This is a genomic window from Ruegeria sp. CG3, assembly GCF_056537205.1.
In genome coordinates, this window is sequence record NZ_JBQFRC010000003.1 from 102329 (window position 1) to 114161 (window position 11833).

Genomic DNA, 11833 nt, shown 5'->3' on the forward strand with positions numbered 1-11833 from the left:
TTTAGGGATTTTCTCCATGGACCAGATCGACCGCAAGATCGTGCGCGCGCTGCAGCAGGACGGGCGCATGACCGTTCTGGACTTGGCCGAAAAGGTGGGCCTGTCGCCCACACCCTGCGCGCGACGCCTGGACCGCCTGCGCCGCGACGGGGTGATCACCGGATATTCGGCGCAGGTCGACCCTGAGAAGCTGGGCTTTGGCGTCACGATTTTCGTGTCGGTCGAACTGGAGAAACAGGACCGCCACGCCATCGACGCCTTCGAACGCGCCATCCTGCGCTGCGATGAGGTTATGGAGTGTTACCTCATGACAGGCTCGCGCGACATCCTGCTGCGCGTCGTGGCGCGTGACCTGACCGCCTTTGATGCGTTTCTGGAAAACCGGCTGATGCAGATTCCGGGCATCCGCAACCTGCGCTCCAACTTCGCCCTGCGCGCGATGGTCAAGCGCGACGTGTTGCCATCGTCGGCCGGATAATCTGCTGGACCTCGGGCGCGCGCGCTCCTACGGTTCGGCGGAATTGACGGAGGGCACAATGGCAGTCGGCAAGAATATCCGCACTTATTTCGATGGCAAATGGCACGATGGCGATGCCCCGATCATGCGGGCTGCGGACCACGGGGCCTGGTTGGGTTCGTCGGTGTTTGACGGGGCCCGCCGATTTGATGGCATGACCCCTGATCTGGTCGCGCATTGCGACCGGGTGAACCGCTCGGCCGAGGCGCTGATGCTCACTCCGACCGTGACCACCGAACAAATGGTCGAACTGATCCGCGAAGGTCTGGAAGCATACCCGACCGAGGCCGCCGTCTACATTCGCCCGATGTACTGGGGGATCGACGGCGACGCGACCGCGATCGTACCGCAGGGTGACAGCACAGGTTTCGCCATCTGCCTCGAAGAGATCCCAATGGCACCCGAGGCGGCCTCGGTCACTCTGACGACCACCCGCTTCCGCCGCCCGGTTCTGGAAAGCGCGGTCGTCAACGCCAAGGCCGGGTGCCTGTATCCAAATAACGCCCGAATGCTGGCGGAAGCGCGATCCAAGGGGTTTTCAAACGCATTGGTGACCGACGCCATGGGCAACGTGGCAGAAACCGCAACGGCCAACATCTTCATGGCCAAGGATGGAGAGGTGTTTACTCCGGCACCGAACGGAACCTTCCTTGCAGGCATCACGCGCGCTCGGCACATCGACAACCTGCGTCGCGACGGGGTGACGGTTCACGAAACTGTTCTGACCTTCGACGATTTCCACGACGCGGACGAAGTGTTCATGTCCGGCAACATGAACAAGGTCACGCCCGTGACCGCACTGGATGACACGCAATATCAGATTGGCCCTATCACGCGCCGCACGCGCGCGCTCTACTGGGACTGGGCAGCCAGCAACCAATAAGCGACGGTCCGTCGCGGCCCGAGTTGCCAGACACCGAATGCTCGGGCATGATCCCGAAAACCGAAGAGGACATTCATGCGCAAGTTCCTTGTAGTTCTTGACGATAGCCGCGAGTGCCTGAACGCCATGCGTTTCGCCGCGATGCGTGCTGCGCATACCGGCGGGGGGGTGACCATCCTCTCGGTCATTCCTCCGGACGAGTTCAACCACTGGATCGGCGTGGCCGAAGTGATGCGGGAAGAAGCCCGCGAACGTATCCATGCGCATTTCGAGGTGTTTGCCAAATGGATGCGCGACAAGCAGGGGATCGAGCCTGAACTGGCGATCCGCGAGGGTGAACCCGTTCCGCAGATCATTGAGCATGTGCGCTCGGATCCCGAAATCGGCGTCCTTGTTCTGGGTGCAGGTACTGACAAGAAGGGCCCCGGTCCACTGGTCACTCAGTTGACGCGGAATTCCGGCAGCTTGCCGATTCCGATTACCATCGTTCCGGGCGACCTGAGCAAGGAGAAGCTCGAAGAGATCACCTGATGCCCGCCACCCTGCACTTCTGGTTCGATTTCGCCTCGACCTATTCCTACCTCAGCGCCATGCGGGTCGAACAGGACGCAGCAGCCTGTGGCGTGCAGGTGGACTGGCAGCCATTCCTTCTGGGTCCCATTTTTGCCGAACAGGGGTGGAAAACCTCACCGTTCAACATCTATCCGGCCAAGGGGCGGTACATGTGGCGCGACATGGAACGGCTGTGCCGGCAGCGTGACCTGCCCTTGACCCGACCTGCCGAGTTTCCGCAAAACAGCCTTAAGGCCGCACGCCTTGCGCTCGCCATCCCTCAACGCGAAGCGCGCGCTGCATTCTCCCGCGCCGTTTTTGCCGCGCAGTTTGGCCAAGGCCTGAACATTTCGGTAGAGCCAGTCCTGCGCAGCGCCCTGTCCGCCGCCGGCCTCCCCGAGGACATGATCGACCGAACCGCAGACTCTGACATCAAGAGTGCTCTGTTCGACCAGGTTGCCCGCGCCAAATCGCTGGGGATCTTCGGCGCCCCCAGTTTTGTCGTGGATGAGGAGCTTTACTGGGGCGATGACCGACTGGACATGGCCATCCGACAGGCTGCAGCGATTTAGAACCGTTCCAAATCTTGACTTCCCGGCCGCTGACGCGCATATCAGAGCCAACTGATACGGAGCGCGCCATGTTCATCCAGACCGAATCCACACCCAACCCGGCCACGCTGAAATTCCTGCCCGGTCAGACCGTGCTCGAGGCCGGTACAGCGGATTTCCCGACCGCCGAAGCCGCGCAGAACTCGCCGCTGGCGCAGCGCATCTTTGCGGTCAGCGGTGTGACCGGAGTTTTCTTCGGCAATGACTTCGTAACCGTCACCAAAGACGACGGCGTGCAGTGGGACCACATCAAACCCGCCATCCTGGGCGCTGTGATGGAGCACTACCAGTCCGGCCAGCCGGTGATGGGGGCCGGGGTGGAAACCGCGTCCGGCCATGCTGAACATTCGGGTGAGGACTCGGAAATCGTCAACCAGATCAAGGAATTGCTGGACAGCCGCGTACGCCCCGCCGTGGCGCAGGACGGCGGTGACATCACCTTCCACGGCTTTGACCGCGGCGTCGTCTACCTGCATATGCAAGGGGCCTGCGCAGGCTGCCCATCCTCGACGCTGACCCTGAAAATGGGCATCGAGAACCTGCTCCGCCATTACATCCCCGAGGTGACCGAGGTTCGCCCTGTTGCCGTCTGATCAGACAATTCTGGCATTTGACACATCGGCCGCGCATTGCGCGGCCGCTTTGCTGCGCGGGCCAGACATCGTCGTGAGCCGCGCCGAAACCATGACCCGCGGCCAGGCGGAACGCCTGATGCCTTTGCTTCAGGACATCCTGGCAGAAGGCGGGGTTTCTTGGGCGGATATCGACGCGATCGGTGTCGGGACGGGTCCGGGCAATTTCACTGGAATTCGCATCTCGGTCTCTGCCGCCCGGGGGCTGGCGCTTGGATTGAACAAACCGGCAATCGGCGTTTCGGGCCTTGAAGCCCTTGCGGCTTTGGCACCTGAAGGGCGGACCCCAGCCATTCCAGCCCCCCGGGAACATGTTTACCTGCAAGCGCCCGACGGGACGCCGCAGCTGATGACGCAGGAACAGACAGAATCACTTGGCGCTCTGTTTTTGTGCGACGATGCGAATGCAGTCGTCCGGGCCATCGCCCGGATTGCATCCGAACGTGTTGACCTTGTGTCAGGTCCCCCGGCCCCCCTGTACGTTCGTGCCGCAGACGCCGCCCCGTCGCGCGATACGCCGCCGCCTTTGCTGGACCCATGACCCCACAGGAAATGGCCGAGACCCACGGCGCGGCTTTCACCCAGTCCCGCCCCTGGACTAATGATGAATTCGCTGATCTGCTTGCCAGCCGCTTCACCCATGTCGTTGGAAACAAAACAGCATTTGCCCTGATCCAGGTCATCGGCGACGAGTCCGAGCTGCTGACCATCGCGACGCATCCCGATCATCAGCGGCAGGGTCTGGGCCGCGCCTGCATGCAGGCTTGGCATGACAAGGCTCACGATCTGGGTGCGCGCCGGGCGTTTCTTGAGGTGGCATCGGACAACGCGGCCGCCATTGCACTCTACCAAAGTTGCGGCTATGCGCGCTGCGGTCTTCGGCCGGGATATTACCGGCGCGGCAAGGCTGACAAAGTAGATGCAATCTTGATGGAGCGCGCGCTACCCTGACGAAAGCCGGGCATTTCTGAGACCAAATGGTCAAAAAGCGGTTGACCATGGCTGTTTCAGACGGCCTTAATTGCCGCTATCACAGCAGTTCTGCTCGCTCTGAGCGGGGCTGGGCAAAAGCCCCTGCCCCGAAGCCATAAAAAACAACGGGAGTATATGATGACCCTGATGAAATCCTTGATGGGCGCGGCCGCCGCGTTTGCACTGACCGCAGGTGCGGCGCTGGCCGAACCGGCGATCATCTTCGATCTGGGCGGCAAGTTCGACAAATCGTTCAACGAAGCAGCCCATAACGGCGCCAAGCGCTGGGCCGACCAAACCGGCAAATCCTATCGCGAAATCGAGCTGCAGTCGGAAGCGCAGCGCGAACAAGCCCTGCGTCGCTTCGCTGAAGCCGGTGCAAACCCGATCATCACCATGGGCTTTGCCATGGCTGATCCGCTGGCCGCCGTCGCACCTGACTATCCCGACACCAAGTTCGTTGCCGTCGACGTCAGCTGGCTGGACGCGCCTAACATCCGCCAGGTCTCGTTCGCCGAGCATGAAGGTTCGTACCTGGTCGGCATGATGGCCGCGATGGCATCCAAGTCGGGTACGGTCGGATTCATCGGTGGCATGGACATTCCGCTGATCCGGCACTTTGGCTGCGGCTACGCCCAGGGCGCGAAGGCCGTGAACCCTGACATCAACGTCGTAGCCAACATGACCGGCACCACCCCGGCCGCTTGGAACGACCCGGTGAAGGGTTCGGAGCTGACCAAAGCTCAGATCAGCCAAGGCGCTGACGTGATCTACGCTGCCGCAGGCGGTACCGGCGTCGGTGTTCTGCAGACCGCGGCCGACGAAGGCATCCTGTCGATCGGCGTGGACAGCAACCAGAACCACCTGCACCCGGGCAAGGTTCTGACCTCGATGCTCAAGCGCGTGGACGTGGCCGTTTATGACGCCATGAAAGCAGGCGAAGATGTCGAAACCGGCAAGTTCACCATGGGTCTGGCACAGGACGGTGTCGGCGTTGCCATGGATGAAAACAACGCCTCGCTGGTGAGCGACGAGATGAAGGCCGCCGTCGAAAAGGCGCGCCGCGACATCATCGACGGCAATGTCACCGTCGTCAGCTACTACGAGAACGACAGCTGCCCGGCACTGCAGTTCTGATATCGCGCGGGGCGGGGGAAACCTCCCGTCCCGCATCCACTCATGCCGCTGTTTCGCCACGAAAGAATGATCGCGAAATCAGCGCAGCTTCTACGGCAATCGAGGACAAGACATGACAGTCCCCGCCATCGAGCTCAAAGGGATTTCCAAAGCCTTTGGGCCAGTTCAAGCGAACAAGGACATCTCGATCAGCGTCGCCCCCGGCACGATCCACGGGATCATCGGTGAAAACGGTGCGGGCAAATCCACGCTGATGAGCATTCTGTACGGCTTCTACAAGGCCGACAAAGGTGAAATCTGGATCAACGGCAAAAAGACCGACATCCCCGACAGCCAGGCCGCGATCGCCGCGGGGATCGGCATGGTCTTTCAGCATTTCAAGCTGGTCGAGAATTTCACCGTTCTGGAAAACATCGTTCTGGGCGCCGAAGATGGCGGGCTGCTGGCCCCCTCGCTGGCCAAGGCCCGGAAAGAGCTGAAAGAGCTCGAGGAAGAATACGAGCTGTTCGTAGACCCCGACAAGCGTATAGACGAGATCGGCGTGGGCATGCAGCAGCGGGTCGAAATCCTCAAGGCGCTGTACCGCAAGGCGGAAATCCTGATTCTGGACGAGCCCACCGGGGTGCTGACCCCGGCCGAGGCCGACCAGCTGTTCCGCATCCTCGACCGGCTGCGCGCCGAAGGCAAGACCATCATCCTGATCACCCACAAGCTGCGCGAGATCATGGAGGCCACCGACACCGTGTCGGTGATGCGCCGCGGACAGATGACCGCTACGGTCAAGACCGCCGAGACCAACCCCGAGGAGCTGGCCGAGCTGATGGTCGGGCGCAAGGTTCTGCTGCGCGTCGACAAGGTGCCGGCCAAACCCGGCAAGCCCATCCTTGAAATCGAGAACCTGCGGGTGACGGATTCGGCGGGCGTCGAGCGCGTCAAAGGTATCGACCTGACCGTCCGCGCGGGCGAGATCGTGGGCATCGCGGGCGTCGCCGGCAACGGGCAGTCCGAGCTGCTCGAGGTGTTGGGCGGAATGCGCCCGGGATCAGGCGTGATCAAACTGAATGGTACGCCACTGGCGCTCAGCGGACCCGAGGCCGACGGTCAGGCGCGGCGCGCCCAAGGCATCGCGCATGTGCCCGAAGACCGGCAGCGCGAAGGTCTGATCATGGACTTCCACGCCTGGGAAAACGTGGCCTTCGGCTATCACCGCGACCCCGCTTATCAGCGCGGGATTTTCATGAACAACGCCGCCCTGCGCGCCGACACAGAACGCAAGATCGAGAAATTCGACGTGCGTCCGCCCAATGGCTGGCTGTCGGCCAAGAACTTTTCGGGTGGAAACCAGCAGAAGATCGTGGTTGCTCGCGAGATCGAGCGGAACCCCGATTTGCTGTTGGTGGGCCAGCCGACCCGCGGCGTGGACATCGGCGCGATCGAGTTCATTCACAAGCAGATCGTCGCCCTGCGCGATCAGGGCAAGGCGATCCTGCTGGTCTCGGTCGAGTTGGAAGAGATCTTCTCTCTGTCCGACCGGATTGCAGTGATGTTCGATGGACATATCATGGGCGAGCGCCTGCCCCATGAAACGGATGAAAAAGAACTGGGCCTGTTGATGGCCGGTGTTGCGGGGGAGGCCGCGTAACATGGACAAGATGCCAAAATGGGCCGACGTCATTCTGATCCCGCTCATCAGTCTGATCCTGGCCGCAATCCTGTCGACACTGGTCATTCTGGCCATTGGCGAAAACCCGGTCGAGGCGGTGAACCTGATGGTCACCGGCGCGCTGGGGTCGACCTATGGCTGGGGTTATACCCTGTACTATGCCACCAACTTCATGTTCACCGGTTTGGCGGTCGCGGTGGCCTTCCACGCCCGTCTGTTCAACATCGGCGGCGAAGGTCAGGCCATGTTGGGCGGACTGGGCGTTGCCATGGTGTGCCTCTATGTGCCTTGGCCGCATTGGAGCATCGCTCTGCTGGCTGCGATGGCCGCCGGCATGCTGTTCGGCGCGGCCTGGGCTGCGATACCGGCCTATCTGCAGGCCAAGCGCGGCAGCCATATCGTGATCACCACGATCATGTTCAACTTCATCGCTGCGGCGCTGCTGAACTACATGCTGGTCAACGTGATGCGACCGGCCGGCTCGCAAGACCCGGCCACCGCCCGCTTTGCCGAGGCGGTACATCTGCCCACCCTGCACGAGATGCTGGCCCCGATCGGGATCACCTTCTCCAAGGCGGCTCCGGCCAACATCTCGCTGATCATCGCGGTCATCGCCTGCATCGTCGTCTGGGCGCTGATCTGGCGCACCCGCCTGGGCTATGAAATCCGGGCCTATGGGCATTCGGAAACCGGTGCGGTCTATGCCGGTATCTCACCGGTGCGCATCACCATCGTGGCGATGCTGATCTCGGGCGCTCTGGCGGGCCTGATGGCGATCAACAACGTCATGGGTGAGGCCGAGCGGCTGGTTCTGAACTCGACCGAGGGCGCGGGTTTTATCGGCATCGCGGTGGCCCTGATGGGCCGCTCGCACCCGTTCGGCGTGTTCCTGGCGGCCATCCTGTTTGGTTTCCTCTATCAGGGGGGCGCGGAACTGGCCCTGTGGACGTCGATCCCGCGCGAGCTGATCGTGGTGATCCAGGCGCTGGTAATCCTGTTCACCGGAGCGCTGGACAACATGGTCCGCATGCCGCTTGAAAAGCTGTTCCTGGCTCTGCGGAAGGAGGCGAACTGATGGAGTTGTTCCTGACGATCGTCCAGGTTCTGGACTCGACCATTCGCCTGGCCACGCCGCTGCTTCTGGCCTGTCTGGCCGGCTTGTATTCGGAACGCGCTGGCATTTTCGACATCGGCCTGGAAGGCAAGATGCTGATGGCCGCATTCTTCTCGGCCGCCGTTGCCGCCGTCACCGGGTCGGTTTGGCTGGGCCTGCTGGCCGGCATCGCATCGTCCTTGGTGCTGTCTGGCCTGCACGGGCTTGCCTCGATCACGTTCCGGGGGAACCAGCTGATTTCCGGTGTCGCCATCAACTTCCTGGCTGCCGGCTTGACAGTGCTGGTGGCCCAGGACTGGTTCCAGCAAGGCGGCCGCACTCCGTCGTTGTTCGGGGGTGGCCGGTTTGAGCCGATCAACTTCCCCTTCGCAGAAGCTTTGAGCGGTGTGCCGATCATCGGTCCCATCTACGCCGAATTGCTCTCAGGCCACTCGATTCTTGTTTACGTGGCGTTCCTGATGGTGCCCGCCACCTGGTGGGTGCTGTTCCGCACCCGCTTTGGCCTGCGCCTGCGCGCCGTGGGTGAAAACCCGGCGGCAGTGGACACTGCGGGCGTCTCGGTGGTGGGGCTTCGCTACGCAGCCGTCGCCATCTGTGGCGTGCTGTGTGGCATCGCCGGGGCCTATTTGGCTACTGCGTTGCAGGCAGGGTTCGTCAAAGACATGACGGCCGGCCGGGGCTTCATCGCACTGGCCGCACTGATCTTTGCCAAGTGGCGGCCATGGCACGCCATGTGGGCGTGTTTACTGTTCGGGCTGCTGCAGGCTGTCGCTCTGCGGTTCCAGAATATCGACCTGGGCGGCATCATAATCCCCGTTCAGGTCATGGACGCGCTGCCCTATATCCTGACCGTGGTGATCCTGGCAGGTTTCGTCGGCAAAGCGGTCCCGCCAAGGGCCGGTGGCGAGCCTTATGTGAAAGAGCGCTGATAAGGCCAGTTCAGGACTGGTTTTCAGTCCTGTTTGCTGCAAAGCGGCATGCAGAGTTGATTTTGCATGCCGCAAGCGCTCTAAGGGGGTATGCACGTCTACCTTCCCATAGCCGAAGTATCCGTTAGCCCGTTTATGCTGCTGGCGATTGGTGTTTCCGTGGGCGTTCTGTCCGGCATGTTCGGAGTGGGAGGCGGCTTTTTGATCACGCCACTGCTGTTTCTGATCGGTATTCCGCCGGCGGTCGCCGTGGCGACATCGGCCAACCAGGTAGTGGCATCCTCATTTTCTGGGCTGATGGCCCATCTCAAGCGCAGGACTGTAGACCTGAAGATGGGATCGGTTCTGCTGGGTGGCGGCCTGCTGGGCGCGACGCTGGGGATGCTTGTCTTCAACTATCTCAAGCATTTGGGGCAGGTCGATCTGGCGGTTCAGCTTTGCTACGTCGTGTTTCTTGGCCTCATCGGCACCTTGATGTTCATTGAGAGCCTGCGTGCAATTCGCCGGTCACGGGCAGCGGGCGGCACCGCACCGATCGCACGTCGCCAACGCACCTGGGTTCATGCGCTGCCGTTCAAAATGCGGTTCCGCGAGTCAAATCTGTATATCTCGGTCATTCCACCCATCCTGGTCGGCTTTGGCGTCGGAATCCTGTCGGCCATCATGGGCGTTGGCGGCGGGTTCATCATGGTTCCGGCAATGATCTATATCCTGGGAATGCCGACAAAGGTGGTGATCGGAACCTCGCTGTTTCAGATCATTTTCGTGGCCGGGTTCACGACGATGATACACGCTTCGACCAACTTCAGCGTGGATATCGTGCTGGCCTTGTTCCTGTTGATCGGGGGTGTCGTCGGGGCCCAGTTCGGCAGCATGGTCGGCGCCCGGCTGAAGGCTGAGCAGCTGCGGGTTTTGCTGGCGGTACTGGTCATGATCGTGGCCGGAAAAGTCGGGCTGGAACTGATCGTGGCTCCGACAGAATTCTATTCGCTATCTGAATTGGCGGGGGTATGACCGTGACCAGTTTTTCCCTCGAAACCGCCGTGTACTCGCCAGTGCATTCCCTCGCCCAACGCAGCGCACCCACCTTTGATCGTTGTAACCAGTCCACCGCAGCACGGATCGGCTAGCCCACATGCATATCTATCTGCCTATCGCCGAAGTTTCCGTGAACGCCTTTCTGCTGCTGGGCCTTGGCGGCATGGTGGGAATTCTGTCCGGCATGTTCGGTGTCGGTGGCGGCTTTTTGATGACCCCGCTGCTGTTCTTTATCGGCATCCCACCTGCCGTTGCCGTGGCAACCGAGGCGAACCAGATCGTTGCCTCGTCATTCTCGGGCGTGCTGGCGCATTTCCGAAGAAAGACGGTCGATCTGAAGATGGGCACGGTCCTTCTTGTGGGTGGTCTGATCGGCGCCGCCGTGGGCGTTGTCTTCTTCAACTATCTCAAAAGCCTGGGTCAGGTCGATCTGCTGGTCAAGCTCTGCTATGTCGTCTTTCTGGGCGTCATTGGCGGGCTGATGTTCTTTGAAAGCCTCAATGCACTGCGCAGGTCCCGAAAAGCCGGTGCAGTCCCTGTCAAACGGCGCCAGAGGGGGTGGATCCACGCCCTGCCGTTCAAGATGCGGTTCCGGACCTCGGGGCTGTATATCTCAGTCATCCCGCCGGTGATTGTCGGCCTGTTCGTCGGCGTGTTGTCGGCGATCATGGGCGTGGGCGGCGGGTTCATCATGGTGCCCGCCATGATCTATCTGCTGGGAATGCCAACCAAAGTGGTTGTGGGGACATCCCTTTTCCAGATTATTTTCGTCACTGGCTTCACCACCATGCTGCACGCCACGACCAACTTTACGGTCGATATCATGCTGGCTGTCCTACTGTTGGTTGGCGGGGTGATCGGGGCTCAGATCGGGACCGTGCTGGGGGCACGCATCCCGGCCGAGCAGCTGCGCGTTCTGCTGGCAGCTCTTGTCTTGGCGGTTTGCGGCAAGCTGGCCCTGGATCTGTTGTTGCAACCGGCCGAGCTCTATTCGCTTGGCACCGATGGGGGGCATTGACGTGTTGCGGTGGTTCATCGCCCTTGTATTCATGACCCTCCCCGCCCATGCCGCGGATGAGCAGGTCGTTCTTGGCCTCAGCCAAGATCGCGTAGCCATTACCGCCGATTTCGATGGATCCGAGATTCTGATCTTTGGCGCCGTCAAGCGCGAAGCGCCTATCCCGCCCGGCCCTCCGCTTGAGGTGATCGTGGCAGTCGCGGGCCCGTCCGAGCCGGTCATGGTGCGGCGCAAGGAGAAGAAATTCGGCATCTGGGTGAATACCGACAGCGTTCTGGTCGATTCCGCACCCAGCTTCTACGCAGTCGCCACAAGCGCGCCGTTCACGGACATCATCACCGACACCGAAGACCTGCGCTATCGCATCTCGATCCGGCGCGCGATCCGGTCCGTCGGGGCGGCCATGCATATCCGGGAGGCGCAGAATTTCGCCCGGGCTGTCGTCAGGATCCGCGAGGATGAGGGCCTGTATTCGATCCGTGAGAACACGGTTGCCGTGGATGAGCAAACGCTATTCCGCACCTCCATCGAGATGCCGGCCGACCTGACCGAAGGCGACTACCTGACCCGCATCTTCCTGATGCGGAATGGCGAAGTCATTTCGCAGTTCGAGACGGTTATCGACGTTCGGAAAGTCGGGCTCGAGCGGTTTCTCTACAACATGTCGCGCCAACAGCCGGTCTGGTACGGGTTGATGTCCCTTGTCATTGCCATCGCCGCAGGCTGGGGCGCTTCGACGGCTTTCCGACTGCTGCGCGAAAACTGAC

Annotated in this window: 14 protein-coding genes; all 14 read left to right on the forward strand. The window is 61.5% G+C overall.

Annotation, left to right across the window (positions count from 1 at the left end):
• Window positions 1–16 precede the first annotated feature (16 nt).
• Window positions 17–478, forward strand: a complete 462-nt coding sequence (locus tag ACR0NB_RS13775) for an Lrp/AsnC family transcriptional regulator (protein WP_170360173.1) — start codon at window positions 17–19, stop codon at window positions 476–478.
• A gap of 58 nt (window positions 479–536) precedes the next feature.
• Entirely contained in the window at window positions 537–1400 is an 864-nt protein-coding gene (locus ACR0NB_RS13780) for a branched-chain amino acid aminotransferase (RefSeq protein ID WP_480775978.1), read from the forward strand.
• Window positions 1401–1475: 75 nt separating this feature from the next.
• On the forward strand, window positions 1476–1931 hold the full coding sequence (locus ACR0NB_RS13785) for a universal stress protein (protein ID WP_170342153.1): 456 nt from the start codon (window positions 1476–1478) through the stop codon (window positions 1929–1931).
• Window positions 1931–2524, forward strand: coding sequence for a 2-hydroxychromene-2-carboxylate isomerase (locus ACR0NB_RS13790; RefSeq protein ID WP_170373067.1), 594 nt, complete (start codon window positions 1931–1933; stop codon window positions 2522–2524). Before ACR0NB_RS13785 ends, ACR0NB_RS13790 begins: the two co-directional genes overlap by 1 nt.
• Window positions 2525–2592: 68 nt before the next feature.
• Window positions 2593–3156 carry a NifU family protein gene (locus ACR0NB_RS13795; protein WP_093963451.1) on the forward strand — a complete coding sequence of 188 codons (564 nt, stop codon included), beginning with the start codon at window positions 2593–2595 and terminating at the stop codon, window positions 3154–3156.
• On the forward strand, window positions 3146–3736 hold the full coding sequence (gene tsaB, locus ACR0NB_RS13800; protein WP_480775979.1) for a tRNA (adenosine(37)-N6)-threonylcarbamoyltransferase complex dimerization subunit type 1 TsaB: 591 nt from the start codon (window positions 3146–3148) through the stop codon (window positions 3734–3736). Before ACR0NB_RS13795 ends, tsaB begins: the two co-directional genes overlap by 11 nt.
• Complete coding sequence (locus ACR0NB_RS13805; protein ID WP_170438471.1) at window positions 3733–4146, forward strand: GNAT family N-acetyltransferase; 414 nt, start codon at window positions 3733–3735, stop codon at window positions 4144–4146. Before tsaB ends, ACR0NB_RS13805 begins: the two co-directional genes overlap by 4 nt.
• Window positions 4147–4305: 159 nt before the next feature.
• The gene (locus ACR0NB_RS13810) at window positions 4306–5304 is read left to right on the forward strand and encodes a BMP family lipoprotein (protein WP_093963454.1); all 999 of its coding nucleotides are present in this window, start codon (window positions 4306–4308) and stop codon (window positions 5302–5304) included.
• 112 nt (window positions 5305–5416) lie between these two features.
• Window positions 5417–6946: an ABC transporter ATP-binding protein gene (locus ACR0NB_RS13815; RefSeq protein ID WP_093963455.1), complete on the forward strand. Its 1530-nt coding sequence runs from the start codon at window positions 5417–5419 to the stop codon at window positions 6944–6946.
• Between the two features lies 1 nt (window position 6947).
• The gene (locus ACR0NB_RS13820) at window positions 6948–8042 is read left to right on the forward strand and encodes an ABC transporter permease (RefSeq protein WP_170365357.1); all 1095 of its coding nucleotides are present in this window, start codon (window positions 6948–6950) and stop codon (window positions 8040–8042) included.
• Window positions 8042–9010 (forward strand): ABC transporter permease, encoded by a 969-nt coding sequence (locus ACR0NB_RS13825; RefSeq protein ID WP_170367643.1) that lies wholly within the window; start codon window positions 8042–8044, stop codon window positions 9008–9010. Before ACR0NB_RS13820 ends, ACR0NB_RS13825 begins: the two co-directional genes overlap by 1 nt.
• A gap of 90 nt (window positions 9011–9100) precedes the next feature.
• The gene (locus tag ACR0NB_RS13830; protein ID WP_480775980.1) at window positions 9101–10024 is read left to right on the forward strand and encodes a sulfite exporter TauE/SafE family protein; all 924 of its coding nucleotides are present in this window, start codon (window positions 9101–9103) and stop codon (window positions 10022–10024) included.
• A 121-nt stretch (window positions 10025–10145) separates the two neighbouring features.
• The gene (locus ACR0NB_RS13835) at window positions 10146–11066 is read left to right on the forward strand and encodes a sulfite exporter TauE/SafE family protein (protein WP_480775981.1); all 921 of its coding nucleotides are present in this window, start codon (window positions 10146–10148) and stop codon (window positions 11064–11066) included.
• Between the two features lie 31 nt (window positions 11067–11097).
• On the forward strand, window positions 11098–11832 hold the full coding sequence (locus ACR0NB_RS13840; RefSeq protein WP_254920174.1) for a TIGR02186 family protein: 735 nt from the start codon (window positions 11098–11100) through the stop codon (window positions 11830–11832).
• Window position 11833: the final 1 nt, after the last annotated feature.